Below are 24,764 nucleotides of genomic sequence, written 5' to 3'. Positions count from 1 at the left end.
AGTGATGAACGTCTTTCTGCGTGAGTTGAAGGTCCACCGCCTGGGGCTGCTCTTCTGGTCGCTCGGCATGGTGGCGATGGTGGGCGCCGGCATGGCGAAGTTCGCCGGCTACGAGGAGGCGGGCCAGTCGGTGGAGCAGTTGATGGCCACGCTGCCGAAGGCGGTCCTGGTGGTGTTCGGGATGACCGGCTTCGATCTGTCGACGGCGAGCGGGTTCTACGGTGTGCTGTTCCTGTACGTGGCCGTGATGGGGGCCGTACACGCCGTCCTCCTCGGCTCCACCCTCATCTCGAAGGAGGAGCGGGACAGGACCTCCGAGTTCCTGTTCGCCAAGCCCATCACCCGTGGCCGTGCGCTGACCGGCAAGCTGCTCGCCGGCCTGGTCAATGTCCTTGTCCTCAACCTCGTGACCACCGCCTCGTCGCTCTACTTCGTCGGCTTCTTCGGCGACGGGCGGTCCTCCAGCGATGAGGTCGCCGTCCTGATGGTGGGGCTGCTGTTCCTTCAACTCATCTTCCTGGCGGTGGGCGCCCTCGTTGCGGGGGCGTCGAGGCGCCCGAAGCTGGCCGCCTCAAGGTCTACCTCGGTGATGTTCCTGACCTTCCTCGTCTACTACCTGGTCAACCTCAACGAGGACCTCGCCTTCCTGAGGTTCCTGACGCCGTTCAAGTACTTCGACGCGGCCACGCTGATGGCCGACGGCGCCCTGGACCCGGTGTTCGTGGCACTGTCTGTCGGCATCATCGCGCTTGCCGTCGCCGGGACCTATCGCCTCTTCGCGGACCGCGACCTGGCCGTGTGAGCGCCGATGGCGCAGAAAACCCGCCCCGAGATGCTCGGGGCGGGTTCTGCGTGGGGTGAGTAACGGGACTTGAACCCGCGGCCCCCTGGACCACAACCAGGTGCTCTACCAGCTGAGCTATACCCACCATGTTGCCGTCAAGCCCACAGGGGCGCGACGACTGAGAAACAATAGCGCACCCCTAGTGGCCCTGCGAAATTGCCTCTCCTGCGGCCCCGGTGAGGGTCCCGCGATGGCGCTCCGCGATGGCGCGCAGCTCCGTCGGCGACGGACCTGGCGGCGGCACGAAGACCGCCTCGCGGTAGTAGCGCAGCTCCTCGATGGATTCCTGGATGTCCGCCAGAGCCCGGTGGTTGCCGGCCTTCTTCGGCGCACCGTAGTGCACCCGCGGGTACCACCGCTTCGACAGCTCCTTGATGGTGGACACGTCCACGTTGCGGTAGTGCACCCACTGCTCCAGCTCCGGCATGTCGCGGGCGAGGAACGCGCGGTCCGTCCCGATGGTATTGCCCGCCAGCGGAGCCTTGCGGGCCACCGGCACGTGGGCCCGGACGTATTCCATCACCTGCTCGGTGGCCTCGGCCATGGTCACGCCCAGGGGCAGCTGATCGAGGAGACCGGACTTGGTGTGCATGGCGCGGACGAAGTCCCCCATCTGCGCCAGGGCCGCGTTGCTGGGCTTGATGAGGATGTCCACACCCTCGCCCAGCACGTTGAGGTCGCCGTCGGTGACGAGCACGGCCACCTCGATCATCGCGTCCTCGACGACGTCCAAGCCGGTCATCTCGCAGTCGACCCACACCAGTTTCTCGCTCATGGGAGCCAAATCTAGGCCCTCGGGCCAAGCCCGTTACACTCAGGTGACCAGCCCCTGTAGCTCAGCGGATAGAGCATCTGACTTCTAATCAGCCGGTCGCAGGTTCGAGTCCTGCCTGGGGCGCCGTCGTTGGCAGAGACCAATTGGCCAACTCGATGAAGTCGAACCACCCCAGCTCCGGGCGCACTGTCACGGACAGCAGGTGCGCCGTCGCCACCCGCATCCGACCCACCGGCGCAGCGCCCGTCAGCCTGCCCCGCACCTCGTCGTCGGAGACCTCCCCTGTGGCATAGGCCAGCGTCACGTGCGGCGCGTACGGGCGGTCGGGCATCGTGCCCCCGAACGTGGCCAGGGCGGCGCGGCGCACCGCGTCGACCAGCGACTCCCACCCGGACGTGGACCCCGCGACACACTCGACGGCGACGTCGTGCACCTCCGGCGCCCCCACCTCCAGATCGAATGCCGGGACGCCGGCCAGCTCGACGGTGAGGGCGTCGCCGAGGCGCGTCAGTTCGGCCATCGACAGATCGTCGAACTGGGCCAACCGGTTGACGGTGAAGTGCAGCCACGCGCGCGGCATCACGGGGAGGTTCGGCACCCCGGCCAGCCGGGACTGCAGGTCCTCCAGGCGGTCCGCGGCCTCGTCGTCGGGCAACACGTAGACGTGGAGTGAGCCATCGGGCTGGTCCCAGGGCGTCATGGAGGCGAAGAAGCTCTGCATGGCCACACCGTAACGGCATCTCACCGGTCCCGGAGGCGCGGCGGGTAGGCTGTCGCCATCATGACTACCGCGGAGATCGCCACCAGGCAGCGACGCCTCAACGGGCTGCCCGTGCCGGATGCCCGCCCGTGGTACCGGCGCATGCTCGCCAATCCGCTGTTCTGGATGACGCTCGTCCTCCTCCCGGCCTACGCGTACTTCGTCTACGCCCAGTACTGGATTCTGGCTCCGCCGCAGACCTTCGAGGACGGCACCCAGACCCTCGGCATCACCACGGAGGCGTTCCGAAAGGCCGCCTTCTGGGCGATGTGGACGGCGCTGGCCTACTCGGCGCTGTTCATCTGGCTGGACCGCTTCCGGGCGTCGTCGCCGGTCGCGTGGCTGTTGACGTTCCTGTGGGGAGCCTGCGCCTCCACCTGGGTGTCCATCCACGTCAACTCGTGGGCCGCGGAGATGATGGCCACCACAGAAGCCAACTCGGACACCGGATCACGCGCGGCGGTGTTCTCGGCGCCGTTCATCGAGGAGCTGTCCAAGGCCACGATCCTCGTGGTGCTGGTGATCTTCATGCGGCGGCGGCTGGTGTCGCGGCTGAGCATGGTGGCGCTGGCGGGCCTGTCCGCGGCGGGCTTCGCCTTCACGGAGAACATCATCTACTACGCCCGCGTGTGGATGCAGGCCACCAACGACATCACCATCGCCAACCCGGACGAGACCATGATGGAGCTGGTCATGCTGCGCGGGGTCTACACCTCGTTCGGGCATCCGCTGTTCACCCTGATGACGGCCTCGGGCCTGGTCATCGGGCTGGGCGCGCGCAGCAGGATCGTGCGCGTCCTGGCCCCGGTGGGCGGCTTCCTGCTCGCCTGCGCCGGCCACATGTTGTTCAACGGCCTCGCCTCCACCAATCCCATGGACCAGCTGCAGCGGGCCTGGTACCTCGCCCTCGCGCTCGTCGGTGTGATCATCATCTCCCTGATCGTCAGCGTCGTCGGAAACGGCCAGCTGATCCGTGCCCGGCTCACCGACTATCAGCGCGCCGGATGGCTCACCGAGCAGGATGTCGCGGTGTTCGGCGGCCCCCTCAAGCGGCTCAAGCTGCTCTGGTTCGCTCTCTTCAGAGGGCCCCGCACCTGGTGGCACACGGCCACCCTCGTGCGGCGCGTCACCGAGCTGGCCTACCTCCGCAACTCCATGACGCGCGGCGTCGTCGACGAGGCGGGGGACCTGCACGCCAGAGATCTCGTCCACGAGATCGACGCCCTCCGCGGCAAGGCCCTCACCGACACCACCGGCCTGCGCCTGATCGAGCGCCGCCGCGCCCGGTCCCTGCCGCCCCCACCGCCCGACGGCGCCACCCCCGGCCCGCTGACCAGCAGCTATCCGCCACCCCAGGCGCCCGGCCCCGCCGGCGTAGGCGGGAACTGGCCCCGATGAGCGGCGCAGACAGCCTCGCCCGGGCCTTCCACCAACTCGACGACGCCCTCGGCGGCGCCCAGTTCCCCCTGCCCCTGCCAGGAGCCGAGGAGCTGCGGGCCCTGACGGTTTCGCTGGGTCACCAGGTGCGCGACTACCTCCTTCCCCGCGCCTCGCGCCTCGACGCCCCCCTGCTGGCCGTCGTCGGCGGGTCCACAGGCGCAGGCAAATCCACCCTCGTCAACTCCCTGCTGCGGGCCTCCGTCACCAGGCCCGGCGTCCTGCGCCCCACCACCAAGTCCCCGGTGCTGGTGTGCAACCCGGCAGACGAGGCCTGGTTCCGCAGCGACCAGGTGCTGCCCGCGCTGGTGCGCACCGACACCCAGCTGCACGACTCGCGCGCCCTGCACATCGTCTCCTTCCCGGACCTCAAGCCGGGCCTGGCGCTGCTCGACGCGCCAGACATCGACTCGGTCGACGACGCCAACCGAACCCTGGCGCGCCAGCTTCTGCTGGCCGCGGACCTGTGGCTGTTCGTCACCTCGGCCGCCCGCTACGCCGACGCCGTGCCCTGGGACTACCTGGCCGCCGCCGCCGAGCGCAACACCGTCGTCGGCGTCATCGTCAACCGGTGCCCGCCCGGCGCAGTCGGCGAGGTCTCCGGCCACCTCTCCGAGATGCTGGCCGAGCGCGGGCTGGCCTCGGCCAAGCTGTTCGCCGTCGTGGAACGCTCGCTGCCGCCGGACGGCATGCTCCCGGCCGGGGACGTGGCCGGCATCCGGCACTGGCTGGAGTCCCTCGCCGCCCAGTCCGAGGCCCGCTCCCAGGTGGCGGTACAGACACTGGCGGGGTCAGTGCGCTCCATCGACACCCAGCTGAAGGACCTCGGCGAGGGAATGGCGCGCCAGGAGGCCGCCATCGAGGAGCTCCGTGAGCAGGCCGCCCTCGCCTACCGCCAGTCCGCGGCGGACGTCAGCCAGGCCGCCGGCGACGGCACCATGCTTCGCGGCGAAATCCTCAGCCGTTGGCAGGACCTGGTGGGCACCGGCGAGTTCATGCGCACCGTCGAACAGCGCATCGGCGCTCTCCGAGACCGGATCACCGGCTGGTTCACCGGCGACGAGCGCGTCCAAGCCGTCGAGGTGGCCATCTCGGACAACCTGGCCGCCGTCGTCAAGGACGCCGGCGAGCGGGCCGCCGAGGCCACCGCCGTGGCGTGGTCGCACACCCGATGGGGCCGCGACATCATCGTCGCCGAACCCTCGCTGGCCACTGCGTCGGCAGGCTTCGACGAGGCCGCGGCCGCCGCCATCCGGGCCTGGCAGTCCGATGTGCTTCAACTCGTCGAGGAGCAGGGTCGCGGGCGGCGGATGCGGGCCCGGTTCCTGGCGCTCGGCACCAACGCCGTCGGCGCCGCGCTCATCATCTACGTGTTCACGCTCACCGGCGGCCTCACCGGCGCCGAGGTGGGCATCGCGGGCGGCGCCTCGGTCCTGGCCCAGCGCCTCCTGGAGGCCGTCTTCGGCGAGGACGCCGTCCGCAAGCTGGCCGAGCAGGCGCGGCGGGAGCTGGAGGCCCGCGTCGACGGCGCCCTGGGGCTCGAGCTCGCCCGCTACACCGAGGTGCTGGACTCGCTGGCCGTGGAAGCGGGGGCCGCGGCCGGGCTCGAGGCCGCCCGCAGCTCCCTCCGGTCGGCAGCCCGGGACGCGTTCGACGACCTGACCAAGCCCGTGGGGATGGATTGATGGCCGCCGTCGCCCAGCAGCTGGAGGTGCTGCGCGAGGCGCTGGACCTGGTGGCCGGGCGCATTCCCGAGGAGGTGGAGCGGCGAACCCTCGACGTCCTCGGGCGCGCCGGGCGCCGCCTCGCCGCCGGCGAGCAGACCGTGGTGGCGCTGGCCGGCGCCACCGGCTCCGGGAAGTCGTCCCTGTTCAACGCGCTGACAGGCGCTCGACTGGCCGAACAGGGCCCCCGCCGCCCCACCACCTCCACCACGCTGGCGGCCAGCTTCTCGGCCACCAATGTCGCGCTGCTGGACTTCCTCGGCGTGGAGCGCCGCCACGAGGTGGCCCCTCCGGAGCCGCGGATGGCGGATCTGGTGTTGCTGGACCTCCCGGACCACGACTCCACCGCCTCGTCGCACCGCGTGGAGGTGGACCGCATGGTGGGGGTGGTGGACCAGTTCGTCTGGGTGCTCGATCCGCAGAAGTACGCCGACGCGGCGCTGCACAAGAACTACCTGCGCCCCCTGGCCCAGCACCGCGAGGTGATCACGGTGGTGCTCAACCAGGCGGACCGGCTCACCCCGGCCCAGCTCGAACTGTGCCTGGCCCACATCCGCCGACTACTGATCGACGACGGCCTGGACGACGTGCCGCTGATCGCCACCAGCGCCGTCACCGGCACGGGCGTGGCCGAACTACGCGACCACCTGGCCCGCGTGGCGGCCGGGAAGCGGGCCGCTGCGGCCCGGCTGGCCGCGGACGTGAGTGTCGCGGCCGGGGCGCTCGACGAGGCCGTCGGCCGGGGGCGCGTCGGAACCGCGGACAAGGGCACCGTCAGCCGACTCACCGCCGACCTGTCGGGCGCCGCCGGCGTTCCCATAGTCGTCGACGCCGTGCGAACCTCTGTGCGCCACCGTGGCCAGCTCCACACCGGCTGGCCCCTGGTCAAGTGGCTCGGAAGGCTCCGGCCGGACCCCCTCAAGCGACTGCGGCTCGGCGCGCCGAAGGAGAAGGCGCAGCTGGAGGGACCGGCGCTGACGCGCAGCTCGCTGCCGGCCCGCTCAGCCGCGGCAGGCGCGCAGCAGTCCTCCGGCCTCCGGGCAGTCGCGGCCGAGCTGGGCGAGGGGATGCCGCCGGTGTGGCAGGAGGCCATTGGCCGGGCCGTGCGCAGCAACGAACACACGCTGGCCGACGAGTTGGACCGCGCCGTCGTCGCCACAGACCTGCGGGTGTCGCGGACGCCGCTGTGGTGGCAGGTGATCCGTGTCCTGCAGTGGCTCCTGATCGGCGCCGTCGTGGTGGGTCTGGGCTGGCTCACGCTCAACGTGGTCCTCTCCTACTTCGGGCTGGGGCAGCTGACCACGGTGCCCGTCGGACCCGCGGACGGCCCGCGGGTGCCGCTGCCCACGGTGCTTGTGCTGGGCGGGGTGGCTGCCGGGATCCTCTTGTCCTTCGGGTCGCAGCTGGCCATCGGCGCATCGGCCAACCGCGCCGCCCGCAGGGCGAAGAAGGCGCTGGAGGCCTCCGTCGCGACGGTGGCCCACGAGCTGGTGCTGCGGCCCGCTGAGGGTGAGGTGGCCCGCTACGCCGCCGCCCGGGCCGCGCTGGACCGTCTGCTCTGAGGCCACACCGCCGAATCGGGTCTCCTGGGGATTGCTGGCATACTGGCGTGCGGTCAATTCGAAAGGCTCTCAAGTGGCTGAGTTCATCTACACCATGCACAACGTGCGCAAAGCGGTGGGCGACAAGGTCATCCTTGACAACGTCACCCTCTCCTTCTACCCCGGCGCGAAGATCGGCATCGTCGGCCCCAACGGCGCCGGCAAGTCCACCATGCTCAAGCTGATGGCGGGCATGGACCGCCCCAACAACGGGGATGCGCAGCTGCAGAAGGGGGCCACCGTCGGCATCCTGCTGCAGGAGCCGCCGCTCACCGAGGGCAAGACGGTTCAGGAGAACGTGGAGGAGGCCGTCGCCGAGATCAAGGCGAAGATGGCCCGCTTCGAGGCGATCGGCCACGAGATGGCCGAGCCGGATGCGGACTTCGACGCCCTGCTCGCCGAGATGGGGGACCTCCAGACCTACCTCGACGCGCACGAGGCATGGGACGTCGACGCCCGCCTGGACCAGGCGATGGATGCGCTCCAGTGCCCGCCGGCGGATGCCATCGTCGACGTGCTCTCCGGCGGTGAGCGCCGCCGGGTGGCGCTGTGCAAGCTGCTCCTGCAGCAGCCGGACCTCCTGCTCCTCGACGAGCCCACCAACCACCTGGATGCCGAGTCCGTGAACTGGCTGGAGGGCCACCTCAAGGCCTACCCGGGCGCAGTCCTGGCCGTCACGCACGACCGGTACTTCCTCGACAACGTGGCGCAATGGATCTGCGAGGTGGACCGCGGCAAGCTCCACCCCTACGAGGGCAACTACTCCACCTACCTCGACACCAAGCGCCAGCGCCTCCAGATCGAGGGCAAGAAGGACGCCAAGCGCGCCAAGATCCTGGAGAAGGAACTCGAGTGGGTGCGGTCCTCGCCCAAGGCCCGCCAGGCCAAGAGCAAGGCCCGCCTCCAGCGCTACGAGGAGATGGCGGCCGAGGCTGAGCGCGACCGCAAGCTGGACACGGGCGAGATCAACATCCCGCCCGGCCCCCGCCTCGGGTCGATCGTGCTCGAGGTCAAAAAGCTCACGAAGGGCTTCGGTGACCGGGTGCTGATCAAGGACCTGTCCTTCACCCTGCCGCGCGCCGGCATCGTGGGCATCATCGGCCCCAACGGCGTGGGCAAGACCACCCTGTTCAAGACCATCACGGGCCAGGAGGAGCCGGATTCCGGCGTCGTGAAGATCGGCGAGACGGTCTCCTTCAGCTACGTGGACCAGAATCGCTCCGGCCTCAACCCGGAGGACAACGTCTGGCAGGTGGTCTCGGACGGGCTGGACTTCATCAAGGTGGCCAACTTCGAGGTGCCCTCGCGTGCCTACGTCGCCTCGTTCGGCTTCAAGGGCCCGGACCAGCAGAAGAAGGCCGGCATCCTGTCCGGCGGTGAGCGCAACCGCCTCAACCTGGCGTTGACGCTCAAGCAGGGCGGCAACGTGCTGCTGCTCGACGAGCCCACCAACGACCTGGACGTGGAGACCCTCTCAAGCCTGGAGGACGCCCTGCTGGACTTCCCCGGCTGCGCGGTCGTGATCTCCCACGACCGGTGGTTCCTGGACCGCGTCGCCACCCACATGCTCGCCTGGGAGGGCGAGGACGAGGACGGCACCCCGCGCTGGTTCTGGTTCGAGGGCAACTTCGCCGACTACGAGGTCAACAAGCTGGAGCGCCTCGGCCCGGAGGCGGCCCGCCCGCACCGCTCCACCCACCGTCGCCTCACCCGCTGACCCCGCACACCCAAGCGCTCCCCGGCCGCACGGCCGGGGAGCGCTTGCGTGTTGTGCCTACTTGACGAGGAGCTCGAGCACCTCCGGCATCGACTTGGCGAAGGAGCACTGGCCCGCGTCGTCACCTGCCAGGACCGAGCAGTTGTTGTCCATGCCCTCGAAGGTGCTGACCAGCCACACCACGCGCTCGCCGGCCTGCATCACCAGGGTGTCGTTGAACACTCCGATGTCCTCGCCCTCCATGACGGCCATGCCGTAGAAGTACGCGGCGCGCGTGGGTTCCTTGTCGACGGTGGAGCCGTCGAACGGCAGCCGGGTGTCCTCCGCTGAGCTGACCCGGTCCCAGCCCGCCTCCGTCATGATCGACTCGCACTCGACGGCGGCGGTGTGGATCTCGTCGTAGCCGGCTGAGGCCGCGGCCTCGTCGGCGTACCCCAGCACGATGGCGTAGGTGGGCAGCTCGCCCTCGATCCCGAACGAGCGGACCAGGGTTGTGGTGGGATCTCCCCACTCGCCACGGTCGCACAGGCCCTTGGCGGAATCGCCCATGGCCTCGCTCTCGGACAGCACCCCCACCATCGACCACTCGTAGGGATAGATCAGCTCGACGGTGGGCACGTTGGCCCACGTCGGGGGGACCGGGCCCGCCGGGGCGGAGGGCGACGGCGCCTCCGTCGGGCTCGGCGACATCGTCGGGTCCGGCGAGGCGCTGGGGCTCGAAGTGGGGCTGACGGTTGGGCTGGGCGAGGCGGCCCAGTCCGGGTTGTCGGCCCCTCGGAGCAGGGGAGTGACGGCCCAGACGCCCACGCCGAGCGCGGCGACGGCACCGACGGCGGCCACGGCAAGGCCCGCGCGCCGCGTGGTGCGACGGCGGTCACCGAGGCGACGGACTTCATGAGCGGGGAGCATGGGGGCCTCCTGAGCGTGGGCCGCGAGGTCGTCCAGTTGGGGGATGTGTTCAGGCATGACGGACCTCCAAGTCGGTGTTGAGTAGGCGGGCGAGTGTCTGCCGCCCGCGGGCGAGCCTGGCCTTGACGGTGCCGGTGGGGGAACCCACCTCCTGGGCGATCTCGTTGACGCTCAGATCGCACAGGTGGTAGAGCACGATCGCTCGGCGTTGGGCATCTGGCAGTTGTTCGAGGGCGCGGTTGATGGCGACCCGGTCCGGTGTGGGCTCGACGGTGCGCTCCGGCTCGAGTGCCCGGTCGGGTTGGCGGAGAGCGCGGCGCGCCTTGCGCCAGCGGCTGACGGCCAGGCGGTAGGCCGTGGTGCGGACCCAGGCGTCGGGGCTGCGGAGCACGTCGAGTTGGCTGCGATGGTCCCACGCCCGGATGAACGCCTCCTGGACGCAGTCCTGGGCCTCGGCCAGGTTGCCGCACATTGCATAGACCTGGCCCACGAGCTTGGAATACGAGTTCGCGTAGAACCGGTCGAATTGGGCTTCGTCCACGTCCCTCCCCCTCCTTTGTGGCGTTGTGACTGATGTGTCCTGTCTACGCCCGGGGGGAGGGTGCCGGTTGCATTTCAGTTTCCGGCGCGCCGCGATCAGTGTGTGGCGAGCAGCTCCGCCAGCGACATCGAGGACCGTCCCGCCAGCGACGTCAGCTGCGTCTGGCAGCTGAACCCGTCGGCCAGCACGATCGCGTCCGGGTGCGCCTCGACGGCGGGGCCGAGATCGTGCTCGAACACAGCCACGCTCACCTCGTGGTGCCCGCGCTCCACGCCGAAGTTGCCGGCCAGCCCGCAGCAGCCGCCCACCGCGACCAGGGTGGCTCCGGTGGACTCGATGAGCGCCTTGTCGTGTCCCCAACCGATGACCGAGGCGTGGTGGCAGTGCGGCTGCGCGACGATGGTGTGACCCGTGAGGTCCGGCGCGCGGAAGTCGGCGTCGGTGGCCAGGAACTCCGCCAGAGTCAGCACTGTGCCGTCGAGCGCGGCGACGTCGGCGTTGTCCGGGAGAAGCTCGGGGGCATCGCTGCGCCAGACCGCGGTGCAGGAGGGCTCGACTCCGACGATCGGCACCCCGTCTCGCACGTACGGGGCCAGGACGGCCGCGGCGTTGGTCAGCTGACGGCGGGCGCCGTCGAGCTGACCGGTGGAGATCCAGGTCAGGCCGCAGCAGGCGTTCTCGTTCAGGACCTCGGGCTCGTAGCCGAGCCGCACCAGCACCTGGACCGTGGCGGCGAACGAGGTGGACTCGAAGCAGTCCGAGAACGAGTCCACCCAGATGAGGACCCGACCCTTGCTGCCCGCGGGCACCGCGGGCATCCGGCTCCGGGCGCTGCGGTTGGCGAAGCGGGGAATGTCGCGGCGGGCGTCCACGCCGGCCCCCCAGCGCAGCAGCCGCCCGAGCCCGGGGGTCTTGCCCACCACGTTGATCAGCGAGCCCAGCCCGGGGATGGCGGTGATGAGCCGACCCCAGCGGGGGAGCCAGCCCAGCGCGTAGTGGTTGCGGGGGCGGAGCCTGCCCTTGTACCGCTCGTGGGTGACGCGGGCCTTGTAGGCGGCCATGTCGATACCGGTGGGGCAGTCGCGTGCACAGCCCTTGCAGGAGAGGCACAGGTCCAGCGCGGCGTGCACCTCGGGGGAGCGCCAGCCCTGGGTGATCAGCGAACCGTTGACCATCTCCTGGAGCGCCCGCGCCCGGCCACGCGTGGAGTCCTTCTCGTTGCGGGTGGCCTGGAAGCTCGGGCACATCACCCCGCCTGCGCCCGTGGTGTCCGCCAGGCACTTGCCCACCCCGCTGCACTGGTGGACCTGCTCGACGAACTCAGGCTCCGACAGTGACAACGGTGACCGGCTGGCGGCCACCATCCTGAGATCGGCCTCCACGGGGGCGGGGTCGACGAGCACCCCGGGGTTGAGCAGGTTCCTCGGATCGAAGATCTGCTTGACGCCCGAGAACAGCTCCAGCGCTTTGGGCGAGTACATGTGCGGCAGCAGGGCCGAGCGTGCCCGTCCGTCGCCGTGCTCGCCGGACATCGAGCCCCCGAAGCCCGCCACCAGCGCGGCCGCCTCCTCGACGAAGGCGCGGTACCGCGCGGCGCCGTCGGGTTCGGTGAGGGGGAAGTCGATCCGGCAGTGCACGCAGCCGTCGCCGAAGTGGCCGTAGGGGAGGCCGTGCAGGCCGTACCTGGCCAGGAGGTCGTCGAACGCGCGCAGGTAGTGGCCGAGCTGGGCGGGCGGGACCGCCGCGTCCTCCCAGCCCCCGTAGGCGGGCTTGGCCAGGCTGACGCCCGCGAGGCCGGCGCCATCTGCGCGGATCTTCCACAGCTGGGAGGCCAGGGCCGGATCGTCGACCACCCAGCCCTCGCCGGCCTTCGCGGCGGCCGCCAGCGCCTCAGCCCTGGCGCGGACCTCGGCGGCGTCGTCGCCGACCACCTCGAGGAACATCCAGCCGTCACCGGCGGGCAGTGGCGGGACGGCGGCGGCGCCCGACTTGGCGACCACCACGTCCACGATGCGCCGGTCCAGGCCCTCGCACGCGGAGGGCTTGAAGCGCAGCAGGTTGGCGATGTCGTCTCCCGCGTCGGCCATCGTCGGATAGCCGAGCGCCACCATGAGCCGCTCAGGGGCGTCGGCTACAAGGCGAACGGTCGCGCGGACGATCACGCCGAGCGTGCCCTCGGTGCCGGCGAAGAACTTCGCCACGTCGAACTTCCGCTCCGGCAGCAGGTGCTCGAGCGAGTAGCCGGAGACCTGGCGGGTGAACCGGCCGAACTCGGTGCGGATGACCCCGAGGTTGGCCGCCACCAGCGAGCGCAGCTCGGGCACGTCGTCGGCGCCGAGGGTCAGCAGCTCGCCGTTCCCGGTGATGATGTCCAAGCTGACCACGTTGTCCGCCATCCGGCCGTAGCCGAGCGCGCGGGGGCCGCAGGCGTTGTTGCCGATCATGCCGCCGACGGTGCACCGGTTCGAGGTGGAAGGATCCGGGCCCAGCCTCAGGCCGAACGGCCGGGCGGCGATCTGCAGTTGCTCCTGTACCACGCCGGGATCGATCACGGCGGTGCGGGTCTGCGGGTCGATGGAGTGGATCCGATTGAGATGCCGGGAGGTGTCGATGACCAGGCCGGGGCCGACGGCGTTGCCGGCGCAGGAGGTGCCCGCGCCGCGGGCGGTGATCGGGGTGCCGGTGTCCAGGGCTGCGCGCACCAGCGAGATCAGCTCTTCGGTGGTGCGGGGATGGGCCACCGCCTGCGGGGCCACCCGGTACAGCGAGGAGTCGCTGGAGTACAGAGCGCGGGTGAGCGTGGAGGTGTCGACGATCCCCGCGAGGTCCCCGAGGCGGTCGAGCAGCTGAGCGTGGGGCGCGGAGGTGGTGGTCACCCGCCCTAGTCTGCCACCGCCAACACCGCCGACATCGCGCGCCCGAGCGCAACATAGTCCTCCGGGGACATGGCGTCGACGAACACGCGCCGCACCGAATCCACATGGGCAGGCGCGGCCTTCTTCAACAGATCGAACCCAGTCTGGGTCATGGTGGCCTGGACCCCGCGACCGTCGGAGGCGCACGACGTCCGCTTGACGAAGCCCGCCTGCTCCATCCGCTTGACGGTGTGCGTGAGGCGCGACCTCGAGTGCCCGACCGAGGCGGCCAGCTCCCCCATCCGGATGGTATGGTCCGGGGACTCGGACAGGCGCACGAGCAGCTCGTATTCGGCGAGGCTCAGCCCGAAGTCGCGCAGGGCCTCCTCCAGGTATTCCTCGATGTGGGTCTTGGCCAGGAGATAGCTCCGCCAGACGCGTTGCTGGCTCTCGCTGAGCCACCCGTTCACTGGTTCGGACATTCCGTCAGTCTAGCAGGTTGTTAAGCTTTCAAGTATCCCTGCCGATACTTCGCCCACGGCTCAAACCCCTACCCGCTCAATGCCACCCCCGATAGTCTTGGCTGAAAGTGAGAAGGGACTGCCACCGTGGGTATTCGTGAAGACATCTTGGAGAAGGCGGCCGACAGCGTCGGCCACATGTTCCGGCGGCGCGTTGAGGCGACGCCCAACAAGCTCGCCTTCATGTATCCCGAGGCGGCGGCCGACATGCCGGCCGGGTGGACGAAGCTGACCTGGCAGGAGACCAACGACGTCGTGGAACGTCTGGCTGCCGGACTGCTCGCACGCGGTCTGCAGTACGAGCAGCGCGTCGCGATCTGCTCCAACACGCGCATCGAGTGGATCTTCATGGATCTCGCGATCGCGCTCGCCGCCGGGGCCACCACCACGGTGTACCCGAACACGCAGGCCGGGGACCTCCACTTCATCGTCAAGGACTCCGACTCGGTGATCTTCGTGGCGGAGAACGCCGAGCAGGTGGCCAAGCTCACCGACACGCCCGAGTTCGATGCGCAGGTGCACACCATCGTCGTGTTCGACACCACAGGCCTGACCCTTGACGACCGGATCATCTCCTTCGAGCACCTGCGCGAATCCGGCGAGCGCTACCTGGCCGAGCATCCCGAGGCCGTCGACGAGGCGGTCTCCTCCACCCACCGGGAGTCGCTGTCCACCCTGATCTACACCTCCGGCACCACGGGCCGACCCAAGGGCGTCCGGCTCAACCACATGTCCTGGGTCTACGAGGGCGCGGCCACCAAGTACCTGGACATCATCGGCCCGGACGAGCTGCAGTACCTGTGGCTGCCGCTCAGCCACGTCTTCGGCAAGGCGTTGATCGCCGTTCAGCTCGACTACGGCTTCGCCTCCGCCGTCGACGGGCGCATCGACAAGATCGTCGAGAACCTCGGCATCGTGAAGCCTTCGTTCATGTGCGGCGCGCCCCGCATCTTCGAGAAGGTCCGTGCCGCCGTCATGACGGGGTCCACCGGGCTCAAGGGCAGGATCGCCCGCTGGGCCTTCCACGTGGGCTACCAGTCCATCGACGACCGCCTCGCGGGCCGCCCGCTGACGGGGGCCCTGGCGCTGCAGTACAAGGTCGCGGACAAGCTTGTCTTCTCCAAGCTCAAGGAGAAGCTGGGCGGCAACATCAAGTTCATGATCTCCGGCGCGGCCAAGCTCTCGCCGCAGGTGCAGCAGTGGTTCTACGGTGCGGGCATCCTCATCGTGGAGGGCTACGGCGCCACCGAGACCAGCGCCATCGCCGGCGTCGACCTCCCGCGTGACCCGCACTTCGGCACCGTCGGCCCCATCCTGCCCGGCATCGAGCGGAAGCTGGCGGACGACGGCGAGCTGCTGCTGCGCGGCCCCATCATCACACCCGGGTACCACAACCTTCCCGAGGAGACGGCGGAGGCGCTCGACGCCGACGGCTGGTACCACACGGGCGACATCGCCGAGATCACGCCGACCGGCCACGTCAAGATCACGGACCGCAAGAAGGACCTCTTCAAGACCTCCGGCGGAAAGTTCGTGGCCCCGCAGAAGGTGGAGAGCGCCATCCAGGCCAACATCCCCTACGTGGCGCAGTCGATCGCCATCGGCGACGGCCGCAAATACGTCTCCGCCCTGGTGGTGCTGGACCCGGTGATGCTGCAGAAGTGGGCGGACAACCACGGGCACGGCGGGCTCAGCTACGCCGAGCTCAGCCGGCGTCCCGAGATCCGGGCCTCGATCGAGCGTTGGATGGAGCGCGTCAACGCCAAGCTCGAGCGGTGGGAGACGGTCAAGCAGTTCGCCATCCTGGACCACGAGCTGACGGTGGACAACGAGGGCGTCACGCCCAACATGAAGATCCGTCGCTCCATCGTCACGGAGAAGTACTCGGACCTGGTCAACTCCCTGTACCCGCAGGAAGGCTGAGTGTTCGAGGTCCGCTGCCCCCTGCGCTGGTCAGATCTGGACGCGCAGGGGCACGTGAACAACGCCATCGTGGTGGATTACCTGCAGGAGGCCCGCGTGGCGTTCCTCCGCAGCGGCCCGGCCTCCGACCTCCTGGACGCCGGGGTGGTCGTGGTCGGCCACGAGGTGGAGTATCGGCGGGCCATCGACTATTCGGACGACGGCGTGGACGTCCGGCTCGGCGTGGCGGAGCTCGGCGCGGCGCGGATCGCGCTGTCCTATGAGCTACGCCAGGCGGGCGAGCTCGCCGTCGTCGCCCGGACGCTGCTGTGTCCCTTCGATTTCGAGGCGCAGGCGCCCACGCGGATCCTCCCGGAGTACCGGGAGTTCCTTCAGGCCCATCGCGTGGAGGCCGAGCCGCTCAGGGCGCTGGCGGCGCCGTCGCTCGAGGGTCGCGGGACGAAGGTGCCGTTGCCCGTGCGCTGGACGGACCTGGACTCCTACGGCCACATCAACAACGCCAAGGTGTTCGACTACCTGCAGCAGGCGCGGATCTCTGCGACGACGGCGTGGGATCCGGACATGGCCCGCGCCGGCTCGGCGGGGAGTCGGCATCTGTGGCTGGTGGCTCGCCAGGACGTGGACTACGTGGCCCAGATGGACCACCGGATGAAGCCCTACGAGGTCCGAATCGCACCGGTGGCGCTGGGGTCGTCGTCGATCACCCTGGCTGCCGAGATTCTCGATGCGGAGGACGGGACCCTCTTTGTGCGCGGCCGCACCATCCTGGTCTGCGCGGACCTCGACGGTCGCAAGACCCCCCTCGACGAGACCACGAGAGAGCGCCTCGGCAGGCACCTCGTCACCTGAGCCGACCGGCTGGACACGGCGGCCGGACGGGCGTAGATTGTGAACGTTCACATCGGCAGGTTGTGCCATCGACGGTGACAACGGCCGGAAGCGAAGATCCCTCAAGGAGAACCCATGGAAAGCCCCTTCGCCGGCAAGGAAATCTGGTTCCTCACCGGCTCCCAGGACCTCTACGGCCCCGAGACCCTGGAGCAGGTCACGGCCCAGTCGCAGGATGTCGTGGCCCTGCTCGACGCCGCCGAGATCATCCCGGTGTCCATCGTCCACCGCCCCACCTTGAAGGACCGCGACGCCATCCGCGCCGAGATGCTGGCCGCCAACGCTGATCCGTCCTGCATCGGTGTCATCACCTGGATGCACACCTTCTCCCCGGCCAAGATGTGGATCCTCGGCCTGGCCGCCCTCGACAAGCCGATGCTGCACCTGCACACGCAGGCGTCCATGGGCCTGCCCTGGGACACCATCGACATGGACTACATGAACCTCAACCAGTCCGCTCACGGCGACCGCGAGTTCGCCTACATCGCCTCCAGGCTCGGCAAGGCCCGCCGCACCGTCGTCGGGCACGCCTCCACCGAACCGGTGCAGGCGAAGATCGGCACCTGGGCGCGCGCGGCCGCAGGCTGGGCCTCGCTCCACAACACCAAGCTGGCCCGGTTCGGCGACAACATGCGCAACGTGGCCGTCACCGAGGGCGACAAGACCGAGGCCGAGCTGCGGCTCGGTGTCTCCGTCAACACCTGGGGCGTCAACGACCTCGTCGCGGCCGTCAACGCCGTCTCCGATGAGGACATCGACGCCCTCGTGGCCGAATACGAAGAGCTCTACGACGTCGTGCCCGAGCTTCGCAAGGGCGGCGAGCGGCACGAGGCGCTGCGCTACGGCGCCCGCCAGGAGCTGGGGATGCTCAGCTTCCTGGAGGAGGGCAAGTTCGGCGCCTTCACCACCAACTTCGAGGACCTCGGCGGGCTCAAGCAGCTCCCCGGGCTCGCCGTGCAGCGCCTGATGGCCGCCGGCTACGGCTTCGGCGCAGAGGGCGATTGGAAGACCGCCATCCTCGTGCGGCTGGCGAAGGTGATGGGCTACGGCCTCCCCGGCGGCGCGTCGCTGATGGAGGACTACTGCTACGAGATGACTCCCGGCAAGGAGAAGATCCTCGGCGCCCACATGCTCGAGGTCTGCCCGTCGCTGACCACGGCCAAGCCCAAGCTGGAGATCCACCCGCTGGGCATCGGCGGCCGCGAAGACCCCGTGCGCCTCGTCTTCGACGCGGACCAGGGCCCGGCCCTCGTCGTGGCCATGGCGGACATGCGCGAGCGCTTCCGCCTGACCATGAACGTGGTCACCAACGTGGCGCCCGACGCCCCGCTGCCGAACCTGCCCGTGGCGCGCGCCGTCTGGGAGCCCGCCCCGGACTTCGCCACGTCGGCCGAGTGCTGGCTGATCTCCGGCGCCGCGCACCACACGGCCATGTCCACCGCCACCACCCGTGAGATGTGGGAGGACTTCGCCGAGATCGCAGGCATGGAGCTGGCGATCATCGACGAGCACACCACCGCCCGCGGCTTCGCGCAGGAGCGCCGCCTTGAGCAGGTCTACCACCGGCTCACCCAGGGCATCTGAGCCCGCCCGCGGGGGTCGCGCCGCCGGCCGGCCCCCCGGGATGATGGCCGTGGCCCGTCTGGCGGGCGTGTCCCACCAGACGGTGTCGCGGGTCATCAACTCGCCGGACACCGTGCGCCCCGAGACGCGCGAGCGCGTCGAGGAGGCCATCCGGGAGCTCGGATACGTCCGCAATCTGGCCGCCCGCTCGCTGATCACGCAGCAGACCGCGCTGCTCGGAGTCGTCTGGACGGGCTCGGGCTACGTCGGCCCGTCGAGCACGGTGGCAGGCATCGAGGTCGCGGCCAGGGCCGCCGGCTACGCGACGCTGGTGGCCGCCCTCGAGAACCCTGACGACGACGAGGTGGCTCAGGTCTTCAAGGGCTTTCGGGATCGCGGTGTGGAGGGGATTGCCATCGTGGCCCCGCACGACCGGATGGCCAGGCTGGCCCGCGAGTGCAGCATCGGGATTCCCACCGTGCTGGTCGCCGATACCGACCCCACCGACGGCTGTCAGGTCGTCACCGTCGATCAGCGGCTGGGCGGCCATCTGGCGACGGCGCATCTCATCGAGCGCGGATGCCGGCGGATCGCACACATCTCCGGCCCCCTCGACTGGTTCGACGCGCGCGCCCGGGTCGCGGGCTGGCGCGACGCCCTCGTCGAGGCCGGGTTGCCCGTGCCCGAGGTGATCGTGGGGGACTGGTCCGCCGAGTCCGGGTACGCCGCGGCGCGGCAGATGCTGGCGGAGGCAGACCTTCCCGACGCGGTGTTCTGCGGCAACGACGCCACCGCCCTCGGCCTGATGGCCGGCCTCCGAGACGCCGGCGTCGAGGTGCCCGGGCAGGTCAGCGTGGTGGGCTACGACGACTCGATCGGCGCCGCGTTCTTCGCCCCGCCGCTGACCACCGTCGCGCAGCCGTTCACAGAGCTGGGCGGCGCATGCCTGGAGGTCCTCGTGGCCGCCATCACGGGCGACGCCCCGGCGCTCACGCAGTTGGCTCCCCAGCTGCGTGAACGCCGGAGCGTTCGATGACTCCCTAGCCCTGCGGCACAGCCCAGAGCGCGGTGGACCCGGGGCTGACGCCACTGAGCGTGGTCACCCATGTCTGGGCAGTCTCATCCCACTGACGGAAGGTCTCGGCCGAGACCTCCTCCCCGTCGAGGGTGAGGAGCACGCGGTCCCCGTCAGCCGTCCACGTGCCCGGGCGGTCGCCATTGATGCTGCCGTCGTCCAGCAGCGTGATGGAACCCGCCTCGCCCATGGAACGGTCGATGGTGCGCGGGCCGTGGTCCACCAGTGCATAGGTGCCGGGGATGTCCTCGGCGGTAGTCTCCCGGTCCGGGGCCCCCGCCCAGCGCAGCGGCGAGATGACCGGCCAGCCGTCCTCGTCGATGGCCACCTCGTGCACGCGCACCTGATGAGCCTCCCCGCGGCCCGGGAAGCGCGCGTGGAACGCGATGAGTGAGCGTCCGCTCTCCTCGTCGACGAACGGCGAGCTGCCACCGGGGGAGACGTATCCGAGGGCGGGCAGCGTGTCGGTGGCCGGTGCCAGCACGTGGTTCCCCATCAGCTTGACCGCGGACTCCGCGATGGTCACGTCGTCGAACAGCGGGAGGGTGGGATCCGACTTCACCTCTGCCATGTCCACACCCTCGGCGTCCAGGTAGGGCCCGTCGGGGCTGGTGGAGCGGGCCACGCGGATGTTGTAACCGCCGGCGGCGTCCAGGCCGCCGTAGGTGACGAAGAGGTAGTAGTACCCGGTCTCCTCGTCGTAGCTGACGGCCGGCCCCTCGATCCGGGAGTGGTTGCCGCCCCAGAGGTGCTTCCCGTAACCCTGATCGGGCAGCGGGAAGCCGGTGGCCGGGTCCAGCTCCAGGATGAACAGGCCGCCGGAGAAGCTGCCGTAGACCATCCAGAGCCTGCCCTCGGCGTCGTAGAACACGTCCGGGTCGATGACGTTGGGGTGGACCCGGGCGTCGAACGGGGTGCCGTCCTCGCTCTCGCCGCTCATGCCGGACTTGAGGATGAGGCCGAGGTCCTCGTAGGGCCCGGTGACCTCGTCGGCCACCGCGATCCCCATGGCCGACAGCGGGGAGTCGCCGCGGCAGGCGTCGTAGTAGAGGTAGAAGCGGCCGTCTGCCAGCTGGATGATGTCCGGCGCCCAGAGCGTGTCGGTCTCGGCCCATTCGAGGGCCTCCGACAGCTCCTGCGTGACGTCCTCGAACAGGGGGTTGTCCGCGTTGACGCCCTCGGCGATCTGCGTCCAGTCCATCAGGTCCGGGCTGGAGGCCGCCTGCAGGTGGGATCCGATGAGGTAGTGGGTGCCGTCGACCTCGATGTGGTCCGGGTCATGCACGGTGGCGTCGGCGAACTCGGGTGCGGCACCCTCCGCCTGACATCCCGTCAGGCCGAGGGCGACGGCGAACGCGAGCGCCGCGAGACGGGTCCGCACGTCAGCCCAGCGCCAGGGTCAGGGTGATGAAGCTGTGTGGGGGTAGTTCGATGTCGAGGTGGCCGTCGGTGGGGGTGGTGGTGGGGAGGTTGGTGGGGGCGACGGCGTCGGGTTGGTTCGCGGTGTTGTGGTCGGTGATGGTTGGGGCGGTGAGGATGCGTCCTGTGATGTTGGTGACGGTGCGGCCGCGGAGGTCGAGGTGCACTGTGCGGGGCTGGTCGAGGTCGAGGTTGGACAGGGAGATGAGTGCTTGTCCGTCCTTCACGCTGGCCGAGCCGCTGATCAGGGGAAGGGTGGTGTCGCCGACCTGCCGCGTGGGCACCGGCTCCCCGATCCACGCCACTGCCAGGCTGTCGGCGTCGTGGTGGCCTTTGTTCATGTCGAAGACGTGGTAGGTGGGGGTGGTGATGAGGGTGTCGCCGTCGGTGAGGAGGACGGCTTGGAGGACGTTGACGGTTTGGGCGATGTTGGCCATCGCCAACCGGTCGGCGTGGCGGTGGAAGGAGTCGAAGTGGACGGAGGCGACGAGGGCGTCGCGCATGGTGTTCTGCTGGTACAGGAAGCCGGGGTTGGTGTCGGGCTCAACGGCGAACCAGGTGCCCCATTCGTCGAGGACCAGGCCGATGCGCTTGGAGGGGTCGTAGACGTCCATCACGTTGCCGTGCCGGGTCAGCAGCTCGTCGATCCGCCAGGCGGCGGCCATCGTCTGGTAGTAGGTGGCGTCGTCGAAGTCGGTGGCTGACTTCTTGTCCTCGAACGTGGAGGGCATCGTGTAGTAGTGCAGGGAGATGGCGTCGAAGAAGTGGCGGGGGTTGCAGCCGCAGCCCAGGTCCCCGAGGGTCTTCATCAGCGTCTCGGTCCAGTGGTAGTCGTCGACGTTGGCGCCGCCGGCGATCTTGTACAGCTGGTTGCCGTCGTGCTCGCGGCAGTAGGTCGAGTACTGGCGGGCGAGGTCGGCGTAGTACTCGGCGCGCATGTTGCCGCCACAGCCCCAGGACTCGTTGCCGATCCCGAAGAACTTGACCTTCCAGGGTTCGTCGCGGCCGTTGGCGCGGCGTAGTTCGGACATGGGGGCGGCGCCGGAGCGGGTGAGGTATTCGATCCAGTCGGCCATTTCGCGGACGGTGCCGGAGCCGACGTTGCCGCAGATGTAGGGCTCGGTGCCGAGCTGGTCCACCAGGTCCATGAATTCGTGGGTGCCGAAGGAGTTGTCTTCGACGACGTTGCCCCAGTGGGTGTTGACCACCGAGGGTCGGTCCTCACGGGGGCCGACGCCGTCGTGCCAGTGGTATTCGTCGGCGAAGCAGCCGCCGGGCCAGCGAAGGTTGGGGATGTTGATGGCCTTCAATGCTTCCACCACGTCGGTGCGCATCCCGCGCACGTTCGGGATGGTGGAGTCCTCGCCGACGAACAGGCCGCCGTAGATGCAGGCCCCGAGGTGCTCGGCGAAGTGGCCGTAGACGTGCCGGGAGATGGTGGGGCCCGGCACGTCGAGATTGACGACAGCGGTGATGGGCGTTTTCGTCACGGGTGGCTCCTCTCAGCGGGCCAGGCGGACCATGGCCCACGAGGTGGGGGGCAGGTCGAGGGTGAGGGTGGTGCCGGTGAGGGCGGCGGTCTCGAGGGCGCGCGGGGCGACGGTGGTGTCGTCCTCGGGGCTGGCCTGCCAGAGCGGGTCGCTGTGGTGCAGCGCCACCGCCTCGGTGAGCGTGAGCCCCTCGGGCACCTCGCAGGAGATGGCGATGGTGTCGGTCTCGTGTCGGTTGACGAGGAACAGCGCGCCGTCTGTGTCGGTCCAGGTCGCGACGGCGTCGACGGCCTGCACGTCGCCGAACTGCTCGCTGTGGATGGTGGGGCCGTCGATGATGACGCGCAACACGTCGCCCTGGGCGAACTTCGAGGTGAGCGCGAAGGGGTGGAAGATGGTCTGCTTCCAGACCGGTCCCTCCGGCTCGGCCATGATCGGGGCGATGACGTTGACGAGCTGGGCCTGGCTGGCGGACCACACACGGTCCGTGTGACGCAGGAGTGAGATCAGCAGGTTGCCCACCACGACGGCGTCGGCGACGCTGTAGTTGTCCTCGAGCAGCCGAGGGGCCACCGGCCAGTCGTCGCCGGTGGGGGGCTTCGACGGAGTGCGGTCCTGGTACCAGACGTTCCATTCGTCGAAGGAGATGCCGATCACCTTCTCGCTCTTGCGGGCGGTGGCGACGGCGTCCGCGGTCGCCGCGACGGAGGCGATGAACCGGTCCATGTCCTCGGCGCTGACGAGGAACTCCTGAAGGTTGCCCTGCTCCCAGTAGTAGGCGTGGGCGGAGACCATGTCGACGTAGTCGTAGGCCTCGGTCAGCACGGTGCGTTCCCATTCGCCGAACGTGGGCATCGAGCGGCCGGACGAGCCACAGGCCACCAGTTCGAGGCCCGGGTCGATCATGCGCATGGCGCGGGCCGTCTCAGTGGCGAGGCGCCCGTACTCCTCGGCGGTCTTGTGGCCGATCTGCCAGGGGCCGTCCATCTCGTTGCCGAGGCACCACATCTTCACGCGGTAGGGATCCTCGGCGCCGTTGGCCCGGCGCTGGTCGGCGAAGTGCGAACCGCCGGGCACGTTGCAGTACTCCAGGAGGTCCAGCGCCTCCTGCACGCCGCGGGTGCCGAGGTTGACCGCCATCATCGGCTCGATGCCGGCCTTCGCGGCCCAGGTCATGAACTCGTCGGTGCCGAAGGTGTTGGGGTCCGTGGAGTGCCAGGCCAGGTCCAGGCGTGCGGGGCGCTCGTCGACGGGGCCGACGCCGTCCTCCCAGCGGTACCCGGAGACGAAGTTCCCACCGGGATAGCGGACGCTGGAGACGCCGAGTTCCTTCACCACGTCGAGTACGTCGGTGCGGAAGCCGTCCTCGTCAGCGGAGGGGTGGCCGGGTTCGTAGATGCCGGTGTAGACGCAGCGGCCCAGGTGCTCCACGAAGGAGCCGAAGGTCCGGCGGCGGACAGGCCCCACGGTGAAGGCGGGGTTGATGACGAGTCGGGCAATTGACATGGCTGGACGGGCTCCTTCGCCGGTCGAGATTTCATCGATGTAACCGATCATGTCACGGCCCGGCGGCGAGGTCAAGAGGCATGGCTGCCCCCACCGTCGCCATCGATGAACGACGACGCCGTGCAGGGTGGGTGGTCAGCGCGACGAGTCGCGCAGGACGAGCTCGTAGTCTGCGTAGATCCGCTGAATCGGACTGCGTTGGTCCAGCGGGGCATGCGCTTCGGTGATGCGCTTCTGCAGCAGTTCCACGGCCGTCCGGGCGATCTGGGTCCGCCCGGGGGCCACCGAGCTGAGGGTGGGGCGAGTGTAGGCGGCGTCTTCGATGTCATCGAAGCCGATCACGGCCACGTCTCCCGGCACGTCGATCCGATGCGAGCTCAAGCTGTGCAGCACACCCATGGCCATCGCGTCGTTGAGGGCGAACACGGCGTCGAACGGTTCACCGGAGGCGATGAGGGCCTCCATAGCCTGTGCGCCAGTGTTGCGATGCCACAGCTCCGCGGGGCACAGGAGCCTCTCGTCGACGGGGACGCCCGCCTCCGCCATCGCCGCCCGGAAACCCTGCTCGCGGAGGGGGCCTGAGCCCACCTTCTCGCCCGGGTGGGTGCCCACGACGGCGATCCGCCGCCGCCCGCTCTGGAGCAGGTGCTGAGTGGCGGCCTTGGCGGCCTCCACGTTGCTCATCGTGATGTGGTCGTTGGTGGACCCGAACACCCGCTCGCCCAGCAGGACCATCGGAAAGTCCACCTGGAACAGGTGGATGTCGTCCTGGCCGAGCGCCAGGGGGGAGAAGATCAGGCCGTCGGTCATGAACCTGCGTTGGCCGTGCAGGACGTCGATCTCGCGGTCGCGGTCGCTGTTGGTCTGCTCGATGAGCACCCGCAGGCCCACCTTCTCCGCCTCGACGATGACCGAATCGGCCAGCTCCGCGAAGTAGGGCAGCTTCAACTCGGGAAGTGCCAGCCCGACGAGCCCCGTGCTGCCCTTGCGCAGGTTGCGCGCGGTGATGTTGAGCTCGTAGCCAAGCTTGTCGATGGCGGCCTGTACGCGGGCCTTTGTTGCGGCCGCCACGTGCGGGTGGTGATTGACCACGTTGGACACCGTCTTGGCGGAGACGCCCGCCAGTTTGGCGACGTCCTGCATGGTGGCTGCCACCCGTGACTCCTCTCGGTGAAATCCTCTGTGTCGATCCTCCCACATTCATCGTTGAAATGGC

The 24,764-nt window shown here is 69.5% G+C and carries 19 protein-coding genes and 2 tRNA genes; 10 read left to right on the top strand and 11 right to left on the bottom strand.

Annotated features, from left to right (window positions below):
- Window positions 1-4 precede the first annotated feature (4 nt).
- The gene (locus tag ACX1D1_RS12330) at window positions 5-802 is read left to right on the top strand and encodes an ABC transporter permease subunit (protein ID WP_459054742.1); all 798 of its coding nucleotides are present in this window, start codon (window positions 5-7) and stop codon (window positions 800-802) included.
- 51 nt (window positions 803-853) lie between these two features.
- On the opposite strand, the gene ACX1D1_RS12325 is transcribed toward ACX1D1_RS12330, so the two are convergent.
- Window positions 854-929 (bottom strand) — tRNA-His (locus ACX1D1_RS12325).
- Between the two features lie 54 nt (window positions 930-983).
- A complete protein-coding gene (gene orn, locus ACX1D1_RS12320) occupies window positions 984-1,619 on the bottom strand; it encodes an oligoribonuclease (protein ID WP_459054741.1) in 636 nt (211 codons plus the stop codon).
- Between the two features lie 50 nt (window positions 1,620-1,669).
- Between orn and ACX1D1_RS12315 the strand changes: the two genes are divergently transcribed.
- Window positions 1,670-1,742: transfer RNA gene (locus ACX1D1_RS12315), tRNA-Arg, on the top strand.
- Here the strand turns inward: ACX1D1_RS12315 and ACX1D1_RS12310 are convergent.
- Complete coding sequence (locus tag ACX1D1_RS12310) at window positions 1,708-2,340, bottom strand: 2'-5' RNA ligase family protein (RefSeq protein ID WP_182799366.1); 633 nt, start codon at window positions 2,338-2,340, stop codon at window positions 1,708-1,710. The two genes, ACX1D1_RS12315 and ACX1D1_RS12310, sit on opposite strands and share 35 nt — an antisense overlap.
- Before the next feature lie 60 nt (window positions 2,341-2,400).
- On the opposite strand from ACX1D1_RS12310, the gene ACX1D1_RS12305 reads away from it, so the two are divergent.
- The 4 genes from ACX1D1_RS12305 (at window position 2,401) to ettA (ending at window position 8,858) form a co-directional block, all read left to right on the top strand.
- Window positions 2,401-3,777 carry a PrsW family intramembrane metalloprotease gene (locus tag ACX1D1_RS12305; RefSeq protein ID WP_459054740.1) on the top strand — a complete coding sequence of 459 codons (1,377 nt, stop codon included), beginning with the start codon at window positions 2,401-2,403 and terminating at the stop codon, window positions 3,775-3,777.
- The gene (locus ACX1D1_RS12300; RefSeq protein ID WP_459054739.1) at window positions 3,774-5,501 is read left to right on the top strand and encodes a GTPase family protein; all 1,728 of its coding nucleotides are present in this window, start codon (window positions 3,774-3,776) and stop codon (window positions 5,499-5,501) included. The genes ACX1D1_RS12305 and ACX1D1_RS12300 overlap by 4 nt, the downstream gene beginning before the upstream one ends.
- Window positions 5,501-7,102 (top strand): GTPase, encoded by a 1,602-nt coding sequence (locus ACX1D1_RS12295; protein ID WP_459054738.1) that lies wholly within the window; start codon window positions 5,501-5,503, stop codon window positions 7,100-7,102. Before ACX1D1_RS12300 ends, ACX1D1_RS12295 begins: the two co-directional genes overlap by 1 nt.
- Window positions 7,103-7,175: 73 nt before the next feature.
- Window positions 7,176-8,858, top strand: coding sequence for an energy-dependent translational throttle protein EttA (ettA, locus tag ACX1D1_RS12290; protein ID WP_459054737.1), 1,683 nt, complete (start codon window positions 7,176-7,178; stop codon window positions 8,856-8,858).
- Window positions 8,859-8,915: 57 nt separating this feature from the next.
- Here the strand turns inward: ettA and ACX1D1_RS12285 are convergent, their stop codons facing one another.
- The 4 genes from ACX1D1_RS12285 to ACX1D1_RS12270 form a co-directional block, all read right to left on the bottom strand.
- On the bottom strand, window positions 8,916-9,824 hold the full coding sequence (locus ACX1D1_RS12285; RefSeq protein WP_459054736.1) for a hypothetical protein: 909 nt from the start codon (window positions 9,822-9,824) through the stop codon (window positions 8,916-8,918).
- Window positions 9,817-10,308 carry an RNA polymerase sigma factor gene (locus ACX1D1_RS12280; RefSeq protein ID WP_459054735.1) on the bottom strand — a complete coding sequence of 164 codons (492 nt, stop codon included), beginning with the start codon at window positions 10,306-10,308 and terminating at the stop codon, window positions 9,817-9,819. Before ACX1D1_RS12280 ends, ACX1D1_RS12285 begins: the two co-directional genes overlap by 8 nt.
- Window positions 10,309-10,403: 95 nt before the next feature.
- Entirely contained in the window at window positions 10,404-13,184 is a 2,781-nt protein-coding gene (locus ACX1D1_RS12275; RefSeq protein WP_459054734.1) for an FAD-binding and (Fe-S)-binding domain-containing protein, read from the bottom strand.
- A gap of 5 nt (window positions 13,185-13,189) precedes the next feature.
- Complete coding sequence (locus ACX1D1_RS12270; RefSeq protein WP_182783617.1) at window positions 13,190-13,645, bottom strand: MarR family winged helix-turn-helix transcriptional regulator; 456 nt, start codon at window positions 13,643-13,645, stop codon at window positions 13,190-13,192.
- A 126-nt stretch (window positions 13,646-13,771) separates the two neighbouring features.
- Here ACX1D1_RS12270 and ACX1D1_RS12265 point away from each other — a divergent pair, with 126 nt between their 5' ends.
- The 4 genes from ACX1D1_RS12265 to ACX1D1_RS12250 all read left to right on the top strand — a co-directional run bounded on the left by ACX1D1_RS12265 (window position 13,772) and on the right by ACX1D1_RS12250 (window position 19,094).
- The gene (locus tag ACX1D1_RS12265) at window positions 13,772-15,607 is read left to right on the top strand and encodes an AMP-dependent synthetase/ligase (RefSeq protein WP_370585774.1); all 1,836 of its coding nucleotides are present in this window, start codon (window positions 13,772-13,774) and stop codon (window positions 15,605-15,607) included.
- Entirely contained in the window at window positions 15,608-16,456 is an 849-nt protein-coding gene (locus tag ACX1D1_RS12260; protein WP_459054733.1) for an acyl-CoA thioesterase, read from the top strand. It abuts the gene before it with no gap.
- A 114-nt stretch (window positions 16,457-16,570) separates the two neighbouring features.
- Window positions 16,571-18,079, top strand: coding sequence for an L-arabinose isomerase (araA, locus tag ACX1D1_RS12255; protein ID WP_459054732.1), 1,509 nt, complete (start codon window positions 16,571-16,573; stop codon window positions 18,077-18,079).
- Window positions 18,042-19,094 carry a LacI family DNA-binding transcriptional regulator gene (locus ACX1D1_RS12250; protein WP_459054731.1) on the top strand — a complete coding sequence of 351 codons (1,053 nt, stop codon included), beginning with the start codon at window positions 18,042-18,044 and terminating at the stop codon, window positions 19,092-19,094. Before araA ends, ACX1D1_RS12250 begins: the two co-directional genes overlap by 38 nt.
- A 4-nt stretch (window positions 19,095-19,098) precedes the next feature.
- On the opposite strand, the gene ACX1D1_RS12245 is transcribed toward ACX1D1_RS12250, so the two are convergent.
- From ACX1D1_RS12245 to ACX1D1_RS12230, 4 genes are all read right to left on the bottom strand, one after another.
- A complete protein-coding gene (locus ACX1D1_RS12245) occupies window positions 19,099-20,514 on the bottom strand; it encodes a glycoside hydrolase family 43 protein (protein ID WP_459054730.1) in 1,416 nt (471 codons plus the stop codon).
- A 1-nt stretch (window position 20,515) separates the two neighbouring features.
- On the bottom strand, window positions 20,516-22,042 hold the full coding sequence (locus tag ACX1D1_RS12240) for an alpha-N-arabinofuranosidase (protein WP_459054729.1): 1,527 nt from the start codon (window positions 22,040-22,042) through the stop codon (window positions 20,516-20,518).
- A 12-nt stretch (window positions 22,043-22,054) separates the two neighbouring features.
- Window positions 22,055-23,548 carry an arabinosylfuranosidase ArfA gene (arfA, locus tag ACX1D1_RS12235; RefSeq protein ID WP_182783627.1) on the bottom strand — a complete coding sequence of 498 codons (1,494 nt, stop codon included), beginning with the start codon at window positions 23,546-23,548 and terminating at the stop codon, window positions 22,055-22,057.
- Between the two features lie 135 nt (window positions 23,549-23,683).
- Window positions 23,684-24,703, bottom strand: coding sequence for a LacI family DNA-binding transcriptional regulator (locus ACX1D1_RS12230; RefSeq protein ID WP_220489179.1), 1,020 nt, complete (start codon window positions 24,701-24,703; stop codon window positions 23,684-23,686).
- Window positions 24,704-24,764: the final 61 nt, after the last annotated feature.

It is taken from the genome of Tessaracoccus luoxuelianae, from assembly GCF_054483915.1.
This window is presented reverse-complemented; position numbering and strand designations above follow the sequence as displayed.